An 18,622-nucleotide genomic window follows, 5' to 3' on the forward strand; every position below is an offset into this window, starting at 1 on the left:
ATGGACAGCACACCGACCCTGCCGCCGCCGGGATTGCTCGAGTACCTCGCCCCTGGGCCGTACCCAGCATCGCCGCTGGCTGCACTGGGGATCCTGCTCGCCATCGCGTACCTCGCCGGCGCCATGCGGCTGTGGCGGCAGGGGCGACGCTGGCCGGTCTCGCGCACGTTCTGCTTCCTCGCCGGCTGTGCGGCGCTGGTCATCATCATGGGGCTCGGCGTGGAGAGCTACGGATATGCGCAGTTCTCCGTGTTCATGTTCCAGCAACTCACCCTGATGATGGCGATCCCACCCCTGCTCGTCCTCGGTTCACCCGGGACGCTGCTGTTGCGCGCCACGCCGCACTGGGGTCTCGGACGTGCGGTGCTGCGTCTCGCCCACGGCGCGCTGCGCAGCCGTGCGGCCCGCTGGGCGTTGAGCCCCGCGGTAGCCCTTCCGCTGTACCTGCTGGCGTTCTATGGCCTCTACCTGGGGAACCTTGCCGACCCGATCCTGCGCCTTCCCGGCGGCCACCAGACGTTGGAGATCGGCTTCTTCCTCACCGGGATGCTGTTCACGATCCCCGTCCTCGCCGACGACCCCGTGCCCGCGCGGATGGGCTACGGGGCCCGAGCACTCGATCTGTTCGCCGAGGCGGCACTGCATGCCTTCTTCGGCGTGTTCATCATGATGAGCGACACACCCATGATCAGCGCCTTCGTCGAGCCCACCGCCGCACTCGGCCTCGACCCGCTCGAGGACCAGCGCGTGGCGGGCGCCCTCGCCTGGTCCTACGGGGAGGCGCCCACGCTGCTCATGGTGCTGTACATCATGCACCGCTGGTTCCGCGAGGACACCGCTCGCGCCCGCGCACACGACCGATACGCCGACGTGCACGGCGACGACGACCTCGACGCCTACAACGAGTACCTCACGCGTCTACGAGAACGAGACGAGAATGGTCATTGATCGATGTACAGGCATCGTATTTCCGCCGTCTGGCACTCCGCGACCGGGCGCCCGGCGCGAGGCGCGCGGCCCGGGTGCCCACCCAGAACCGCATTCGCGATAGGTCAGCATGCAATGTATAGTCAGTACATGCTGTCTATTGCTTCCCGTCTTGACGTGATGAACCGGCTCGGCCGTGCCATGGCGGATCCGACGCGCTCTCGGATCCTGATGACCCTGCTCGGGGGCCCGAGCTACCCCGCGGTGCTCTCCCGCGAGCTGGAATTGACGCGCTCGAACGTGTCGAACCACCTGACATGCCTACGCGACTGCGGGATCGTCGTCGCTGAGCCGGAGGGCCGTCAGACGCGCTACGAGATCGCCGATCCGCACCTCGCTGCTGCTCTGATTGCGCTGGTGGACGTGACGCTGGCTGTCGACGAGCACCCGCCGTGCGTGGACTCGGAGTGCACGGTGCCCGGCTGCTGCGGCGCAGGAGTGGACGCGTGAGCGCGGCGTGCGGCTGCGACCACGAGTCCCCCGCAGCGGTGGACGAGGATCTCGAGGAGGCGGAGCAGCCCTGGTGGAAGGATCGCGGCGTCATGGTGCCGGTCTTCTCAGGTGTCGCGTTCCTCACCGGGCTGGTCCTCGAGTGGTCAGGGGCGGAGATTCCGGCGCTCGTGCTGTTCTGGGTTGGTTTGTTGCTGGGCGCGTCGACGTTCACGCCGGGTGCGATCCGGAAGCTGTTCAAGGGCAAGCTCGGCATCGGGCTGCTGATGACGATCAGTGCGGTCGGTGCGGTCATCCTCGGCTATGTCGAAGAGGCCGCGGCATTGGCGTTCCTGTATTCGATCGCTGAGGCGCTGGAGGATAAGGCGATGGACCGCGCCCGTGGCGGGCTGCGGGCGCTGCTGAAGCTCGTGCCGGAGACCGCGACCGTACAGCGCAACGGTGCCTCGTTCGAAGTCGCCGCAAAGGACCTCGTGGTCGGGCAGGTCATGCTCGTCCGTCCGGGCGAGCGGATCGCGACTGACGGGATCGTCCGCGTCGGTCGCTCCAGCCTGGACACGTCCGCGATCACCGGAGAGTCGATCCCGGTCGAGGTGGAGCCCGGGGATGCAGTGTCGGCCGGCGCGATCAACAGCGCGGGGGCACTGGAGGTCGAGACGACAGCGGCGGGCACCGACAACTCGCTCACCACCATCGTCGAATTGGTGGAGCAGGCGCAGGCGGAGAAGGGCGAGCGAGCGCGCCTCGCGGACCGGATCGCGCGACCGCTGGTGCCCGGTGTGCTGATTCTCGCTGCGCTGGTGGCAATCATCGGGCCGCTGCTGGGCGACCCGGAGGTGTGGATCACGCGCGCGCTCGTCGTGCTGGTCGCCGCCTCACCCTGCGCGCTGGCGATCTCGGTGCCACTGACCGTCGTCGCCGCGATCGGGGCGGCCAGCAAGTTCGGCGTGATCATCAAGTCCGGTGCGGTGTTCGAGCGTTTCGGCACCATCCGGCACGTCGCCGTCGACAAGACCGGCACCCTGACGCGGAACGAGCCGGCGGTCACCGCCGTCCTCACCACGGACGGCGTGACCGAAGTCCAGGCGCTGGCGTGGGCGGCGGCACTCGAGCAGCACAGCACTCACCCCCTCGCCGCGGCGATCACCGGAGCAGCCCCCGGCGTCCCGGCGGCCGCCGGCGTGTCCGAGCAGGCAGGGCATGGCATCGAAGGCACCGTCGGCGGCGCTCGCATCCACGTCGGCAGCCCGCGCTGGCTCGACGCCGGCGCGCTCGGCGACCGGGTCGCAGGCCTGGAGGAGCAGGGCATGACCGTGGTGATCGTGCACCGTGACGGGGCTCCGGTCGCTGCGATCGGTGTCCGCGACGAGCTGCGCCCAGAGGTCCCCGAGGTCGTGCGGACCCTCGCCGGTCAGGGCGTCGGACTGACGATGCTCACCGGCGACAACGTCCGCACCGCCCGGGCGCTGGCCGCGCAGGCCGCGATCGGCGACGTGCGCGCGGAGTTGCGCCCGGAGGACAAGTCCGCGGCGATCGGTGAGCTGTCGAAGGCAGGACCGGTCGCGATGATCGGTGATGGCATCAACGACGCCCCGGCTCTCGCGGCGGCGGACATCGGCATCGCGATGGGAGCGACCGGCTCCGACGCGGCGATCGAGTCCGCCGATGTCGCCTTCACCGGCCACGACCTGCGCCTCATCCCGCGGGCGTTCGACCACGCGCGGCGGGGTCGACGGATCATCAACCAGAACATCATTCTGTCGCTGCTGATCATCACCGCGCTGCTCCCGCTGGCGCTGTTCGGGATCCTAGGGCTCGCCGCTGTCGTCCTGGTGCACGAGATCGCGGAGGTCATCGTGATCCTCAACGGCTTGCGCGCCGCCCGCACCCACGCCCCACGGTTGGAGAGCTGATGCTCGCGACCATCGGCTCAGCGATCGGCCTGTTCGCTGCGACCAACATCGACGACATTGTCGTGCTCACCGTGCTGTTCCTGGCCTCCGGCCGGGGGAAGCCGCGACCGTGGCAGATCGTCGCGGGTCAGTACCTCGGATTCATCACCCTCGTCGTCATCAGCGTGGTCGCCGCACTCGGCCTCACGATCGTCCCGGACGAATGGGTCGGGTTTCTCGGCCTGATCCCGCTCGGCATCGGCATCTGGACGCTCGTGCGCGGCCTACGCCGCAACGATGACGATGACGATGACGACAAGATCACCGCAGTCGGGATGTGGGGCGTGGCTGGGATCACGATCGCCAACGGGGCCGACAACATCTCCCTCTACACCCCGATCTTCCGCACCAGCGAGCCAGGCGAGGTCGCGATCATGATCGTCGTGTTCCTCGCCCTCGTGGCCGTCTGGTGCACGGCGGGACGGCTGATCGGAACCCACAAGGCCGTCACCGAGACGCTGGAACGCGTCGAGCACTGGCTCGTGCCGGCCGTGTTCATCGGCCTCGGCCTGTTCATCCTGATCGAATCCGGCGTCATCCTCCGCCTCGTCGAGGTCCTCGCATGATGCCGGAAGCGACAGGCGACGTCGAGCTCGGGCCCGGGGAAGAACCTCGGCATGAACGCTGGCGGCTCACGGCGGGATCGCTGCTGCTCGCCGCGATCGTCCTCCTGGCCGATCAGGGAACCAAGGCATGGGCGGAAGCCACCCTCACCGAGGAAGAGCGCATCCCGCTGGTAGGCGACGTGCTGGGACTGCAACTGGCCTACAACCCCGGTGCGGCTTTCTCCGTCGGTGAGGGCGCCACCTGGGTGTTCGCGCTGCTCGCCGTCGCCGCCACGGTCGCCGCGATCGTCTTCGCGTTCCGTGTCCGCCAGCCCGGGTGGGCGATCGTGACTGGCGCGCTCGGTGGGGCCGCCGCCTCACACGCAGGCGACCGCCTTTTCCGCCAACCGGGATTCGCCCGCGGCCATGTCGTGGACTTCCTCGCTTACGGCGACTGGTTCATCGGGAACCTCGCCGACGTCGTCATCGTCACCGCCGCGATCGCAGGGGCCGTCCTCATGATCCGCAGTGACGGGAACTGAGAAGTAGAGAATGACATGGCGTCGTCCTGGTGCAGAGGTCGCTGAGGTCATCGTCATCGTCAACTGCGTCCGGGCCGCCCACTCCACTGTGAGCGGCGCGGCCCGGCAGGACGAGCACGTTCACCCCGTGCGCGCAAATAAGAGTGGCACGCACCTCTCAGCAGCCGCGACTACCCTGGAATGCATGAACCCGATCGCCCACCGAACCCTCACGGGGGGCGATCGGCGGTCTGTTGCTCAGCTGCTGCTAGCGCTGGGAACTGCGGCTCTGATGTTCCTGGGAATCTGGACCTCATCTGCGCACGAGAGCCTCGAGAGCACATCGGTGCTGTCCGTCACGGCCGCGGCCGCGGATACCCCGGCCTCTCACGCCGAGGTGAGCGTCGCTCTCACCTCGACGGACGACGAGTTGGGAACCGGCGGGATGTGCTTGCTCGGCGCGCTGTGCGGTGTGCTCTTGGCGCTCATCGGATGGCGCGCGCTGGGCGGCCTCCGGCCGACCGCGATCATGTCGGCGGCGGGCCCGTCGCTGTCTGCTCTGCTCCCGCGGGTGCGAACGTTCTCACCTGCGGTGACACCGGCGCTGCTGGGAATTTCTCGGACCTGAACGGATCGGTGCGCGACGCCGCTTGTCGGCGCGCGTCGTTCGCACGCCCGGAGACTGGTCGTTTCTCGTCGCGCGCAGCCTGCTGCCGCGGCAGGGGCGCGCGGTGGCACACCCGGGCGTGATCCATCCGCCTCGCCCACCCCTGGAGACCCCCCGTTGCGATCCCCTTCTTCGTCCCCTTCTCGTTCTCTCGCGGCGGTGCTCGCCGTCGGCCTGCTGACAGCGCTCGTCGGCTGCGCGCCGCAGGACGGCGTCGCAGCTGAGTACGACGTCGGCAATCAGACCTACGAATCCGGTGACTTCCGCGTCGAGTCGATCGCCGCCGAGGAACGAGGCGAGCCGGTCATGTTCGATGGCATCACCGAGCACGGCGACGCTGTGTCAGAGGATGAGTTCGCGGGCCGCGTGTACGTCGTGAACTTCTGGTACGCCGCCTGCGGGCCGTGCATCGCCGAGGCGCCGATGCTCGAGGACGTCTGGCAGGACTATCAGGCCGAGGATGTCGGGTTCCTCGGCATCAACATCTATGATCAGCCCGCCACGGCCCGCGCCTTCGCCGCAGACAACGGCATCACCTACCCGAGTGTGATCGACGCGGACAGCGGCCAGGTGAAGCTCGCCTTCGCCGCCGCGACGCCGATCCAGGCGACGCCCACCACGCTGGTGATGGACCGGCAGGGCCGGGTCGCGGCGCGGATCATCGGGCAGCTGCAATCGGCGTCGATCCTGTCGACGCTGGTCTCCGACGCCTTGGCCGAGGACGGCTGAGATGGGCGCGATCGTCGTCGACGGCGCCCTATGGCTCGCGATCCTCGTCGCTGCCTTGGCCGGACTCGTCTCCTTCGTCTCGCCCTGTGTGCTGCCCCTCATCCCCGGGTACTTCGGCTACCTCGGGTCCGCCGTCGGCGCCGCGGAGGGAGGCAATCCGGCGAGGTGGCGAATGGTGGGCGGCGTCGGGCTCTTCATCGCCGGGTTCACGGTCGTGTTCCTGGCCATGACGGTCCTCGGCGGCGTGTTCGGTATGTTCTTCGCGCAGTACTCGGCCGTCCTCACCCGGATCCTCGGCGTGTTCGTCATCGTGATGGGCTTGGTTTTCATCGGGGTGTTCCGCGGGGCCCAGCGCACCGTCCGGCTGCGATCGCGCGGCGATCTCGGCCTGATCGGAGCACCACTGCTCGGCGTCGCACTGGGTATCGGGTGGGCACCGTGCATCGGACCGACGCTGGCGGCGATCATGTCGGTGTCGTGGAACCTCGGAGACCCGTGGCGGGCCGGCCTGCTCGGACTCGCGTACTCGCTCGGGCTCGGCCTGCCGTTCCTGCTGCTCGCCCTCGGTGTCGGATGGGCCACCCGTTCAGTCACATTCGTGCGCCGCCACATCCGCGTCTTCAACATCGTCGGCGGCGCTGTCCTCGTCCTGCTCGGAGCCCTGATGGTCACCGGCGCCTGGAGTCGGCTTATGTCCATCCTGCAAGGGGTGATGCTGAATGTCACCCTCCCGCTCTGAACTCGTTGCGACCGACCCCGCGCGCCCCGCCGACCACATCGACCGCGGCGGCGACGAGGAGCGGATCGCCTCGCCCACGCTCGGAGTCGCCGGATGGCTGCGGTGGGCGTGGCGGCAGCTGACCAGCATGCGCACTGCGCTGGTGCTCCTGCTCCTGCTCGCCATGATCGCCGTCCCGGGGTCGATCTTCCCGCAGCGGGTCGCGAACCCGAACGGCGTGACCCAGTTCTTCCGTGACAACCCCGACATCGCACCGACGCTCGACGCGTTGCAGCTGTTCGACCTGTATGGCTCGGTGTGGTTCTCGTCCGTCTACCTGCTGCTGTTCGTCTCGCTGATCGGATGCGTCATCCCGCGCATGCGCCACCATGCCAAGGCGCTCCGTTCCCGCCCGCCACGCACGCCCGTCCGGTTGCAGAGGCTCGACCATCACCTCGTCGACGACGTGCACGTGCCCGCGCACGTGGAAGCAGTGACAGAAGCGCCAGCGGCCATCACGATCGCAGAACGGCTGCTGCGCCGCCAGGGGTACCGCACCGAACGCTACGACGCGGCGGGAGTGTGGTCGGTGTCGGCCGAGCGGGGCTACCTGCGTGAGACCGGAAACCTCGTCTTCCATGCCTCCCTGGTCGGGGTGCTCGTCTCCGTCCTCATCACGGGCGGCTTCGCCTACACGGGGCAGCGGGTCATCGTCGAGGGCTCCACGTTCGTGAACAGCCTCAGCGACTATTCCTCGTTCACGCCGGGTCGGTTCGTCGACGACACCGCGCTTGACCCCTATTCGCTCACCCTCGACCGATTCGACGTCACGTACGAACTTCCAGGGACACCCGGAGCGGGGCAGGCCGGCGACTTCGCCGCCCGGCTCACGATCCGTGCCCCCGGCGATCCGGACGGACGCAAGGATGTCGTACGTGTGAACCACCCCATCGACGTGGCAGGCGACCGGATCTACCTGCTCGGCAACGGGTACGCCCCGACGATCACGATCCGCAACGCGGAAGGCGAGGTCGTCTACAGCGAATCGCAGCCGTTCCTGCCGCAGGACGGGATGATGACCTCGCTCGGCATCCTCAAGGTACCCGACGGATTGCCCGAGCAGATCGGACTGGTCGGGTTCTTCTATCCGACCCAGGGCACTCTCCCCAGCGGCGCGTACACGTCGGTGTACCCGGACCTGGTGAACCCGGTCGTCACTTTCAACGTGTTCTCCGGCAGCCTCGGCATCGACGACGGCACGCCGCGCTCCGTGTACACGCTCGACACGTCAGGGATGACGCAGGTCACTGGCGGCGAAACCGGGCTCGAATCCATCGAGCTCACTCCGGGACAGACCGCGAACCTGCCGAACGGGTGGGGCACGATCACGTTCGAGGACGCCGCCGGGACCGGGGATCTCCTGTCCTCCGTGAAGCGGTTCGTGGCGCTGCAGATTCAGCGCGACGGCGGCGCGATCTGGGTGCTCGCATTCGCGTCGATCGCGACGGCCGGACTAATCACCGCACTGCTGGTGCCCCGCCGTCGCCTCTGGGTGAAGGCTTCCCTGACCGCACCCGACGGAGCGCCGCAGCTGCTGCGCCTCGAATACGCCGGCCTCGCCCGAGGCGAAGACCCCCAGCTGGCCCAGGTCGTGTCACGACTGCGCGAGGAGCATCTCGCCGCCGTCACTGACGACCCCACCGATCCGCCCACCGACAAGGAGCCCCTGTGAACGCGCCTGCCTCCACCCGCAAGAAACTGCCGACCCCGGTCAAGGCCACCGTGATTTCGATCGCCGTCGTGGTCGTGCTCGTGATCGCCGCGATCGTGTATGTCAATGTGACCCGCCCAGCGCCGGTGACTCCCGACGACGGTGCGCTGCCTGGCACACGCAGTGACTCCCACGTGCTCGACGAGGCCGGAGCGGACGCACCGACGCTGGTGGAGTTCCTCGACTTCGAGTGCGAGGCATGCGGGGCGTTCTACCCGTACATCGAGGAGATCCGCGAACAGTACGCCGGAGACATCAACTACGTCGTGCGCTACTTCCCGATCCCCAACCACTACAACTCGATGCACGCCGCCGTCGCGGTCGAGGCAGCTGCGCAGCAGGGCCGGTTCGAGGAGATGTACGACCGGATGTTCGAGACGCAGATCGAGTGGGGCGAAGGCCAGTCATCCGAGGCTGCCCGCTTCCGCGGGTATGCCGAGGAGCTGGGCCTGGACATGGACGCGTACGACGCGGCAGTGGCAGACCCGCAGACGCAGGCCCGCGTCGAGGAGGACTTCCTGGCGGGGCAGGAGATGGGTGTCACTGGCACGCCCACGTTCTTCCTTGACGGCGTGAAGCTCGAGCTCACCTCCTTGACGGACCTCACAGATGCCCTCGATCGCGCCATCGCCGACTGACACGCTCCCCTCCCCCACACCGGTCGGCGCAGCCCGTCCCCTGCTGCGAATGCGCCTTGCCATGCCGACCGCAATGGCCGGTGGGCTGATCCTCGACCTCGCGTACCCCGCCGTCGGGTGGTGGCCCGCGGCATTCGTCGCCGTGACGCTCGGCCTGCTCACGCTGATCGGGCGGAGTGTCCCCGGGGCGCTGGGCGTCGGGCTCGCATTCGCCGTCGGGTTCTTCCCGCTCCATCTGATCTGGGTGGACGAGTTCCTCGGTCCGCTGCCGTGGATCGCACTGGCGGCGTTGCAGGCGACGCTGTTCGCCATTGGGGCGGTGCCGATCGCGCTCGCGTACCGGTGGTTGCCACGACAGGCCGGCGTCGTTCTGCCACCACTGCTGGTCGCGGGGTTGTGGACGCTGCGCGAGCTGGTCAGCGGAGCATGGCCATACACGGGATTCCCGTGGGCGCGGATCGGGTTGAGCCAGGTCGACGGGCCCTTCGCCCAGATCGCATCCTGGACAGGGACGGGCGGACTGTCATTCCTCGTCGTCGCCCTGTCTGCCTCAGCGATCCAGGCGGGCCGTGCGCGGGAGCCGCGTCGCGGTCTCATTCCGCTGGCAGCCGCGGTCGTGCTCGCGCTGCTGCCAGCGTTCCCGACAACCCCGGCAGGCGAGCTGCGGATCGGGTGGGTGCAGGCGAACGGGCCATCGGCCTACTTCGACGAGCGCGCCTCCGGTGACATCCTCGCCGCGCAGTTGGCCGCCACCGAGACGCTGCTCGGACAGGACATGGACCTGCTCGTCTGGCCCGAAGGATCCGTCGACTCGGATCCTCTGAACCAGCCGGCGACGGCCGCAGTGCTTGATGACGTCGTACGCCGGGCCGAGGCACCGGTGCTCGCCAACGCTGCCACCCAGCGCGGCGACGACACTCACAACACGTCGCTGCTCTGGACGTGGGAGGGCGCACCGCAGATGCACGACAAGATCAACCCCGTGCCGTTCGGCGAGTACGTGCCCGATAGGTGGTTCTATGAGGCGATCGCCCCCGAGCTGATAGGGCTGATCCAGCGCGAGTACACCCCAGGGGCGAATCCGCCGCTGGTCACGGTCGGGAATGTCGCGCTCGGGCTCGCGATCTGCTTCGACGTCATCTACGACGATGTCATCCGTGCGGGCGCGCTCGGCGGCGCTCAGGCATACGTGTTCCAGACCAACAACGCCGACTTCCGCGGCACCGACGAGAACCTCCAGCAGCTCGCCACTGCCCGGATGCGTGCGATCGAGACCGGCCGCTCTGTCGCCAACATCTCCACCACGGGCACGAGCCAGCTCATCGCCCCCGACGGCACCGTCCTCGACGAGGCGGCAGCCGGGACGACCGCGGCCCGGATCGGCGACATCCCGCTGCGCACCGGGCTGACCCCCGCCGTCTTGCTGGGCCCGTGGCCGACCGCGATCGCCTCAGGCGGGGCGATCCTCGCGCTGCTACTCCTCGGGATCGCGCGCCGCGGCCGTGCGCCCCGCCTCGAACAACGGAGTTTCTCATGAACGCTCGACGCGCCGGCCTCGAGCCTCCCGCCCCGATCACGCTGCCCATCCTCCGGATCCTCCGACCTCCAGCGCTCGCGACGATCCCTGATGGTGGCGACTCTTTGGAGGCCTCGGGGAGGCTCGCCTCCTCTCCGCGGACTCTGGAACCTGCTTCAGCCAGGGCTCGCCTTCGCGGACTGGTTCGGGGCGATGGGTCGCCCATGGGGAGCCTCACCGATCGAGGACCAGCGCAACGCCGGACTCATAGCGATCGTCGGAGCTGTCATCCCCATACTCCTTGCCACCGCCGGGCGTCGATTCGGCTGGGCCGACGACGCGGCATCTCTTTCGCCCTCGTCATCGAAAGGACACTGATGACCGTCCACCGTCACACACGACTCGGAGCCCTCACCGGGCTGATCGTAGCCGCAACTCTCGCGTTGCTCCCGGCCCAGGCCGCTTCCGCCCACGACAACCTTCTCGAAGCGTCCCCCGCACCGGGCGCGACGGTCGCGGCGCTTGACACGGTGACGCTGACCTTCAGTGCAGAGCTGATCGACTTCGGGCGAGCGAGCTACGCGCAGGTACAGGGCCCGGACGGCCTCTACTACGAGACGTCCTGCTCGACTATCGACCTGAATGTACTGACGACGCCTGTCGCGCTCGGAGAGGCGGGCACCTACACGATCGACTGGAATGCCGTCTCCAGCGACGGCCACCCCATCTCGGAGTCCTACGAGTTCACGTACGCGCCGGCCGAGGGCGTCGAGCCCGCGCTCGGATGGGATGAGCCCGCCTGCCGTAACGACGACACCCGCATGCAGCCCGGCGCCGCCCCCGAGCCGACAGAGCAACCCGAATCGACCGCGAACGCATCAGCGCCGCAGCCGAGCACCACAGAGACCACAGAGACGGAGAACGACAGCGGCGGACCGGTCGCGGCCGCCGTGATCGGCGCCGGCGCGCTCGTGGCTGCCGCCTTCGTCGGTGGGCTCTTCGCTCTTCGTGCGAGGTCACGTCGACGGTAAGTGGGCTACCGGTACGGGTCGACGGTGCAGTCGGTCATGCCATCGCGCCGTACCGGGCGCCCGTGACTGTCCGGCACGTGCCCACGTGCGCGATGACTGCCGAGTCATCTGCCGGCCCAGCCGGTTCATCACGTCGATTCGCCTAGCAATAGTCGGCACTCGATGACTACACATAGCCCGCTGTATTGATTACGAAGCTGCGGTGCCGTCCCGCCAGGTCCGGTAGCCGCCATCGAGGTTCCGTACAGCGAGTCCCCGCTGGGTCAGGATACGGGTGGCGAGATGCCCGCGCAGACCCACCTGGCAGTGCACCACGAGCGGCCCGCCGGGCAGCTCATCGATGTGCTCACGCAGCTCGTCCAGCGGCACGTTGACCGCGCCCGGGATGGCGCCCGCGGCGAACTCGGAGGCCGTGCGCACATCGACCAGGGTGGCGCCCGAGGCGAGGGCGGCGTCCAGTTCGTGCCACTGCACGGTCGGCGTCGTGCCCGTGCGCGTGTTCTCCGCTACGTAGCCGAGGAAGTTGACGGCATCCTTGGCGGATCCGAACTGTGGAGCGTACGCGAGCTCGAGTTGGGCGAGTTCAGCAGCAGGCAGCCCGGCGTGCATCGCGGTGGCGATCACGTCGATGCGCTTGTCCACGCCGTCGCGCCCGACGATCTGGGCGCCAAGGATGCGGTCGGACGCGGGGTCCGCGAGCAGCTTCATCGAGAGCGTCTCCGCGCCCGGGTAGTAGCCTGCGTGCGAACCCGGGTGCACGTGGACGATGTAGAACTCGCGGCCGGCGGCGCGCAGCTGCTTCTCGCTCCAGCCGGCCTTCGCGGCGACGATGTCGAATACCTTCACGATGCCGGTGCCGAGCGCCGGTCGCGCGGTCTCGGCTCGGCCGGCGATGATGTCGGCGACCATGCGGCCGTGCCGGTTCGCAAGGCCCGCCATGGTGACCAGAGTGCTCTCGCCCGCGATGAGCTCCTGCTTCTCGACACCGTCGCCGACCGCGAAAACGTCGGGGTCGCTCGTGCGGCAGGTCTCATCGACCCAGATGCCGCCGGTCTCACCGATGCGCAGGCCCGCGTCGACCGCAAGCTGGCTCTCCGGCACGACGCCGGATGCGTCGATGACGAGCTCCGCCGGGATCGCCGTGCCGTCATCCAGGATGACGGCACCGTCCTCGATGCGTTCGATCTGCGCTCCCAATCGCACGTCGACGCCACGTTCCCGCACTGCAGCTGCGATGGGAGCCGCCATCTCGACATCGAGCGGGGACAGCAGCTGGCCACCACGCTGCACGAGGGTCACGCGCGCCCCGCGCGCGACGAGGTTCTCCACGGCTTCGAGACCGGTGTAGCCGCCGCCGACGACGACGACCGGCACCGCGGCGTGGACCAGTGCCCTGTGGATCCGGTCGGCGTCGTCGACGGTGCGCAGGCTCAGCGTCGGGATGGTCGAGGTCGGTTCATCGCGACGGGGGCGAGCGCCCGGCGCGAGGATGAGCTTGTCGTACGCCTCGGTGCTGCGAAGGCCGGTATCCAGGTCGACAACGTCGAGCGATTTGGTCGCGGTATCGATGCGGACGACCTCGTGGCGCACGCGCACATCGAGGCGGAACCTGCGGTGCAGCGATGCGGGGGTCTGCAGCAGCAGCGAGGAGCGGTCGGCGATCGTGCCGCCGACGTAGTACGGCAGACCGCAGTTGGCGTAGGAGACCTCCGGGCCACGTTCGAAGACGACGATCTCCGCGGACTCGTCGAGGCGCCGCATCCGCGTTGCCGCCGACATGCCGCCCGCCACACCTCCGACGACGACGACCCGCATCGGCGAGGTCACCGCTGGAACAGCTTCGAGAAGAAGCCGCCCTGACTCGGTTCTGCCGGGTGCCCGGCGCACCACTGCGACGCTGGCACCGTGCGACGCACCGACTCGACATGCTCACCGCATCCCGCCCAGGTCGTCTTCCCACAGGTCCGACACTTCACCGCACGACACATTGCACTACTCCTCTTCGATCCCACCACTAGGGCGTGTTGATCAAGAAGGTGCGGGGTGGCCAGCCGCCGCGAGTTGCGCGGGAGAATGGGCGTGTGAAGATCCAGGTGCTGCATATCGAGGATTGCCCGAATTGGCAGGAGGCGGGCGATCGAGTACGGCTGGTGCTCGACTCGATCGGACGGGGCGATGTTCCGGTGGAGTTCGTGTTGATCCGCACCGAGGCTGAGGCGGTGAGCTCTGGTTTCGCGGGCTCGCCCACGATTCTTCTGGACGGTCAGGACTTGTTCCCGTCCCAGGGGAACACTGCCGACTTGGCGTGCAGGGTCTATCTGACCGAGCGCGGCTTTGCGGGTGCGCCGACGGTGGGACAGCTTGAGCGCACGCTGCAGGAGCGCGAAGCGCTCAGCGGAGATCGGTCTTGATCCAGATCAGCGCCGCGGCGAGGCTGACGGCGGCTCGGTAGTTGCGGGCGAGTTTGTCCGAGCGCATCGCGATGCCGCGCCACTGCTTGAGACGGTTGAAGCAGCGTTCTACGACGTTGCGTCCCTTGTAGCGTTCCTTCTGCTTGTCGCCGAAAGCGATCGGCCGGCCCGGCTTCTTGCGGCGGTGCGCGATCTGGTCGTCCCGCTCGGGGATGGTCGCCGCGATCCTCCGGTCGCGGAGCCAGGCGCGGTTCGCCCTTGAGGGGTACCCCTTGTCGGCGAGCACCCGGTCGGGGCGGGTGCGGGGGCGGCCCTTCCCGTCGCGGGGAACGCGGATGTTCTCCAGCACCGCGCTCATCATCGTGGTGTCGTTGATGTTCCCGGCGGTGATCATCATGCTCAGCGGCCGGCCGCGGCCGTCGCAGACCAGGTGCAGTTTGGTCGTCAGCCCGCCGCGGGAGCGTCCGATCCCGTGATCAGGCGGCTCGGACCACGGATTCTTGTGATTCGGCACAGCCCCCTGTGTCCCGGGCGAGGGTCGCGCCGTGCTGATGCACGCGCGCGATCGTGGAGTCGATCGAGACGACCCAGTCGATTTCCCCAGCGGCGTCGGCCTGCTTCTGCACCTCGGTGAGCAGCTTCTGCCAGGTGCCGTCCCCGGCCCACCGGTTGAACCGCTTGTAGATCGAGTTCCACTTCCCGAACCGTTCCGGAACGTCACGCCACGGCGCACCGGTCCGGTACTTCCACGCCATCCCCTCGATAGCGAGCCGGTGATCCGTCCACGGCCGCGACCGACCGGTCACCGTCGGCATCAACGGCTCCATCACGGCCCACACCTCGTCAGAGATCTCCTGTCGCGTCACCGTTCAAGACTCACCCACCGAGGAGCGGAACCTCTTGATCAACACGCCCTAGGGGTACAGTCGTAGACGATACCCCCCGGGGTATCTTGTGCATTCAGGAGCGACACAGGGAGAGACCATGACCACGACAGACACGCAGACCCAACGCAGGATCCTCAACCGGCTGAGACGGGCTCAGGGCCAGCTCGCTGCAGTAATCGCCGCGGTCGAACGCGGGTCCGACTGCAAAACCGTCGTCACCCAGCTGTCGGCCGTGAGTTCAGCGCTCGACAAGGCCGGATTCCAGATCATCGCGACCGCGATGAAGGACTGCCTCGTCGAGCCGGACGACGACACCACCGCCGACGGCGTCTCCATGGCCGAGTTGGAGAAGCTCTTCCTCTCGCTCTCCTAACTCCTCGCTCTGGCGCGACGCATCGCTCATCCACGGCGCGTGGACCTCCTCCGTGCACGAAGCGGCCGTTGGGAGCGGCCTCTCCTCCGAAGTAGCGATGGGCACTGCAGCGTGGAATCACTGCCGGGTCAACCCTTCGCGAGTCTCTACTCCGCGTTCTACGGGCCCTACTTCACTCCGATACTCACGAACGCGGACCTGACTTCGGTCAAAATTGCTGGCATACCCATCCTGTTGAGTAAGCTCCACGATGCTTCGAGACGTCACCTCGATCCGCTCGATAAGACGGGCTCGCAGACTGACAAGTTCACGCCGCCCGCCAGAATCGGCCGCGCGACCGTGCCCTTGCGATTCCTCGTCGGCGATCCGCGCATCGAGCGATGATAGGGCGACCCGGCTCGCGTTCAGCCACTCATCGAGTTGGCGGGCTGAGCTTTGGCCGTCCTCGGCCCCGACACGCCGACCTCGGTCGCGAGCCACCTTCGCAGCCCTTCCCAACTCGCTCCGCGCCGCTCGCACTGAGTCCTCGATCGTCACCTCGGCCACGCCGCGCATCAGGCTGTCCGCGATCTGCTCACGTGCGGCGCACGCTGTCCATGCGATTGCGATCGCCTCGTTGTGCACCCGCCCACGGGTCATACCGACGTAGAGTCCCGAGGCGTCGACACCCGGGCCGACCACCGACGCATCCGTGGTCTCACCCTGAATCCCGTGCACCGTCGACGCGTAGGCCAGGTGCATGTGCTCGGCCGCGTAGTCGAGCGACACGCGCCGCACGTCCCCACGATCGCCAAGGGCGACGAGCTCGACATCGGACGCGCGGACCCGGCGGATCGTCCACAGCGCGCGGTTTTCAACATCCGCCACTCGGTCGTTGAGCCGCGTCTGAACGATGTCCCCTTCGAGTAGCCGCTGTTCGCCCTGCCCAACCACAAGACGATCCGGATGCAGCTGCCCGAGCTCAACTCGGCGTTCCTGGATCGCCTCGTTGATCGCATCCGCCTCATCGTTCGTGCTCGTGACGAGGGCGACTCGCTTGCGCACGGCCGTCCAACGGAAGTACGCCTCGACCATCACATCCCTTGCTTGCGCGGCATCCGTCACACGGTGGATCTGTTCGCGCGCGTCGAGTTCGGTCGCGACTGCGAGCGCGGCTTCTTTGGATGCCGGCTCCCGCATGCGGAGCGTGAGCGCGGCGTAGCTCGGATCGCGGAAGCGATGCACCGCCGTCAGCTCGACGACCGCAGTCGCGCGTCGGGTCATGCATGCCATCGCACCGGCGTGACCGACGGGCATGGCCTGCAGATGGTCGCCGACCATCGCGATGCCCGCGCCCGTCTCTGCTGCGATAGCCGCCAGGGCATTGGCGGTGTGCAGGTCGACCATCCCCGCCTCGTCGACGACGACCCGGTCAGCTGCGCCCAGTGCAAAGTAGCGCGGGCCGGTGTAGATCCGCCCGACGCACTCATCGATCTCGCCCGCTTGCAGTCGCCTCCACACCTCCGCGCCGGCTTCGTCGCGACCCCACCGCCATCCATAGTCGGCCAACAACGCATGCAGGCTCACGGCGGTCACGCCGATCTCGCGGCCCGCGACAGACGCTGCCTTCTTGGTCGGCGCGACGACGACGAGCTGACGTTGTTGCTTAGCGAGCGCGATGCGAGCGGCCCTGAGCATCGTCGTCTTTCCAGCGCCCGCGGGGCCCGTGACCGAGACGAGCCGATCTGTTCCGGCGATCGCCGACGCCGCTGTGATCTGTCCCTCGTCGAGCGTGACATCAGCATCGAGGACCGCGCCTGCGATGTCGAGGATCGCGCGGGGGCGGAACGACTCGCCGACCCGCGTCAGGGCGTCGAACCTGGCGGCGAGCTCGACCTTCAGCCGGGCAGTCGATGACGCCATGAATCCCTTGATGTGCTGTGGGCGATCGCCCTCGGCTTCGAGCAGGTCGACGGTCTGGGTGAGCCCGCGCGCCACGACGTCGTCAATCAGCACCTGCAGGTTGTCGCGGCGGGCAACCACTCCGGATGCAGCGACCGCCCGCGTCGCGCCGGCCCGAAGGTCATAGCTACTGAACCTCCCCCCGCACGCGGTCGACCGGCTATCGGCATCCACGATCGCCTTGGCAGCGAGCAGGTCGCGGTCGAGCGTCTCGATCGCTGCTGGCCACGAGCGGGCTGCCGAACGCTCTCGGAGTATCCCGGCGTCGATCGCGTGAAGCTCGTCTCGGATGAGCTGCTCCCACTCCGATTCGTCCACGGCGCCGGGCTTGTCCGGGCGGTTCTTCGCCCACGCAAGCCGGTCGAGGTGCTGTAGCACGTCGTGGTCGGGCTCCTGGCCGGGATGCTCCGAGCGCCACTTCAGAAGAAGCTTGGCGCGGTTCGCCTCGATCTGGTTCGAGCGCCGCGACAGCGGCCGGACAGCTTGGGCGAGTTGCGCGATCTCCCCGTCGTCGCCGATCGAGTAGCCGTTGCGCGCGAGCGCTGCTATCCAGTCCGGGTCGGTGCGCGCCGCGAGTTCGCCCTCCGCGTTGATCAGCGTGTGCAGCTTCATCGCTACCCGGGAGTCGACGTTCGACCACTTACCGTCCTCGCCGAGCACCTTGACGTTCAGCCATAGGTGCCGGTGGATGTGCGGGTCCAAAGCCCGCGAACGCCTGTGCTGAAGTTCGACGACTTCGATGCGGTGAAGTGATTCGCGAATCCTGCCGCCCGCGCCTCGACGCGCGTTCAGCTCGCGCTGCCAGGTCGTCATGATGCGCGTGCGGAGCCGGTCTTGCAGCGCTTCGAACTCCGTGGCGAGGTCGTCGTTGATCAGCGCGGCGATACTGTACGACTTCGGTGCGTTGATCGTGCCGTCAAGAATGAGATCCGCGTGAGGCGAGGTGAGTTCACGACCGCGGGGCTCGTCAGTGAAGGGCTCGCGCCCGTCGACCCACCGACGGAGCTCGCCGGCGTCGAGGCCGTCGACGGCCACCGCGCCGTCCTCCACCGTGAACCGCGCGACGCGTTCGGCGTCTCCGCGGCTGTATGCGGCGAGCGCGTCGACTCCCGTGACCGCGCGCAGGTGCGAATCGCAGCTCCCCTTGAACGCGTACGCCATCGCCTGCCGAACCCCTTGCGATTCGACACCCCGCTTCCAGCGCTCAAGACCTCCGCGCACAGGTTCAGCGTACGCCGCTAATGTCTAACTAGCGAGACCTTGCACATCCAGTGCCTGCGTGCATTGCCTGAGTAGCACTGCACGTATTGCCAGTGCTACTCAGGCGGCTGCTGTCGGGGAGCGTAACCGGGAGGCCGCGCTTACTCGGCAGAGTGCGGCGAGACCCGCGAGCGGTGCAGCACCTAGGGCATGTCTGACAATTGCCGGGTCCAGGCGATGACGGCGTTGAGGATGACAGCGGCCCGGTAGGTGATCGCGAGTTTG

At 68.1% G+C, this 18,622-nt stretch carries 17 protein-coding genes; 14 read left to right on the forward strand and 3 right to left on the reverse strand.

Annotated features, from left to right (window positions below; all coding sequences use genetic code 11):
• The 12 genes from ABD161_RS10995 (at position 1) to ABD161_RS11050 (ending at position 11,525) form a co-directional block, all read left to right on the forward strand.
• Positions 1 to 948: a cytochrome c oxidase assembly protein gene (locus tag ABD161_RS10995; RefSeq protein WP_344002630.1), complete on the forward strand. Its 948-nt coding sequence runs from the start codon at positions 1 to 3 to the stop codon at positions 946 to 948.
• 129 nt (positions 949 to 1,077) lie between these two features.
• On the forward strand, positions 1,078 to 1,437 hold the full coding sequence (gene cmtR, locus ABD161_RS11000) for a Cd(II)/Pb(II)-sensing metalloregulatory transcriptional regulator CmtR (protein WP_344002633.1): 360 nt from the start codon (positions 1,078 to 1,080) through the stop codon (positions 1,435 to 1,437).
• Positions 1,434 to 3,350 carry a heavy metal translocating P-type ATPase gene (locus ABD161_RS11005; protein ID WP_344002636.1) on the forward strand — a complete coding sequence of 639 codons (1,917 nt, stop codon included), beginning with the start codon at positions 1,434 to 1,436 and terminating at the stop codon, positions 3,348 to 3,350. Before cmtR ends, ABD161_RS11005 begins: the two co-directional genes overlap by 4 nt.
• A complete protein-coding gene (locus tag ABD161_RS11010; protein WP_344002639.1) occupies positions 3,350 to 3,955 on the forward strand; it encodes a cadmium resistance transporter in 606 nt (201 codons plus the stop codon). The genes ABD161_RS11005 and ABD161_RS11010 overlap by 1 nt, the downstream gene beginning before the upstream one ends.
• The gene (locus ABD161_RS11015; protein WP_344002642.1) at positions 3,952 to 4,476 is read left to right on the forward strand and encodes a signal peptidase II; all 525 of its coding nucleotides are present in this window, start codon (positions 3,952 to 3,954) and stop codon (positions 4,474 to 4,476) included. Before ABD161_RS11010 ends, ABD161_RS11015 begins: the two co-directional genes overlap by 4 nt.
• Before the next feature lie 184 nt (positions 4,477 to 4,660).
• Positions 4,661 to 5,083, forward strand: a complete 423-nt coding sequence (locus ABD161_RS11020) for a hypothetical protein (RefSeq protein WP_344002645.1) — start codon at positions 4,661 to 4,663, stop codon at positions 5,081 to 5,083.
• 198 nt (positions 5,084 to 5,281) lie between these two features.
• Positions 5,282 to 5,851, forward strand: coding sequence for a TlpA family protein disulfide reductase (locus tag ABD161_RS11025; protein WP_233441132.1), 570 nt, complete (start codon positions 5,282 to 5,284; stop codon positions 5,849 to 5,851).
• 1 nt (position 5,852) lies between these two features.
• Entirely contained in the window at positions 5,853 to 6,590 is a 738-nt protein-coding gene (locus ABD161_RS11030; protein WP_344002653.1) for a cytochrome c biogenesis CcdA family protein, read from the forward strand.
• Positions 6,571 to 8,301: a cytochrome c biogenesis protein ResB gene (resB, locus tag ABD161_RS11035; RefSeq protein WP_344002657.1), complete on the forward strand. Its 1,731-nt coding sequence runs from the start codon at positions 6,571 to 6,573 to the stop codon at positions 8,299 to 8,301. The genes ABD161_RS11030 and resB overlap by 20 nt, the downstream gene beginning before the upstream one ends.
• Positions 8,298 to 8,978, forward strand: coding sequence for a DsbA family protein (locus ABD161_RS11040; RefSeq protein ID WP_344002661.1), 681 nt, complete (start codon positions 8,298 to 8,300; stop codon positions 8,976 to 8,978). Before resB ends, ABD161_RS11040 begins: the two co-directional genes overlap by 4 nt.
• Positions 8,979 to 9,039: 61 nt before the next feature.
• Positions 9,040 to 10,515 carry an apolipoprotein N-acyltransferase gene (gene lnt / locus ABD161_RS11045; protein WP_344002665.1) on the forward strand — a complete coding sequence of 492 codons (1,476 nt, stop codon included), beginning with the start codon at positions 9,040 to 9,042 and terminating at the stop codon, positions 10,513 to 10,515.
• Between the two features lie 356 nt (positions 10,516 to 10,871).
• Positions 10,872 to 11,525 (forward strand): copper resistance CopC family protein, encoded by a 654-nt coding sequence (locus ABD161_RS11050; RefSeq protein WP_167760720.1) that lies wholly within the window; start codon positions 10,872 to 10,874, stop codon positions 11,523 to 11,525.
• A gap of 189 nt (positions 11,526 to 11,714) precedes the next feature.
• Here ABD161_RS11050 and ABD161_RS11055 read toward each other — a convergent pair whose 3' ends face one another.
• On the reverse strand, positions 11,715 to 13,340 hold the full coding sequence (locus tag ABD161_RS11055) for an FAD-dependent oxidoreductase (RefSeq protein WP_344002679.1): 1,626 nt from the start codon (positions 13,338 to 13,340) through the stop codon (positions 11,715 to 11,717).
• 266 nt (positions 13,341 to 13,606) lie between these two features.
• Between ABD161_RS11055 and ABD161_RS11060 the strand changes: the two genes are divergently transcribed.
• Positions 13,607 to 13,936 (forward strand): hypothetical protein, encoded by a 330-nt coding sequence (locus ABD161_RS11060; protein ID WP_026095586.1) that lies wholly within the window; start codon positions 13,607 to 13,609, stop codon positions 13,934 to 13,936.
• On the opposite strand, the gene ABD161_RS11065 is transcribed toward ABD161_RS11060, so the two are convergent.
• Positions 13,917 to 14,763, reverse strand: a protein-coding gene (locus ABD161_RS11065; protein WP_233449959.1) for an IS5 family transposase whose coding sequence is annotated in 2 segments (ribosomal slippage) — positions 13,917 to 14,456 and positions 14,458 to 14,763 — 846 coding nt in all. Because the reading frame shifts where the segments join, the coding sequence is not laid out codon by codon here. The genes ABD161_RS11060 and ABD161_RS11065 overlap by 20 nt on opposite strands.
• Positions 14,764 to 14,920: 157 nt before the next feature.
• Here ABD161_RS11065 and ABD161_RS11070 point away from each other — a divergent pair.
• Positions 14,921 to 15,196, forward strand: a complete 276-nt coding sequence (locus ABD161_RS11070; RefSeq protein ID WP_135114033.1) for a metal-sensitive transcriptional regulator — start codon at positions 14,921 to 14,923, stop codon at positions 15,194 to 15,196.
• Between the two features lie 117 nt (positions 15,197 to 15,313).
• Here the strand turns inward: ABD161_RS11070 and ABD161_RS11075 are convergent, their stop codons facing one another.
• Positions 15,314 to 18,298 carry an AAA family ATPase gene (locus ABD161_RS11075; RefSeq protein WP_344002676.1) on the reverse strand — a complete coding sequence of 995 codons (2,985 nt, stop codon included), beginning with the start codon at positions 18,296 to 18,298 and terminating at the stop codon, positions 15,314 to 15,316.
• Positions 18,299 to 18,622 lie beyond the last annotated feature (324 nt).

The organism is Microbacterium paludicola, assembly GCF_039529675.1.
Taxonomy (GTDB): domain Bacteria; phylum Actinomycetota; class Actinomycetes; order Actinomycetales; family Microbacteriaceae; genus Microbacterium; species Microbacterium paludicola.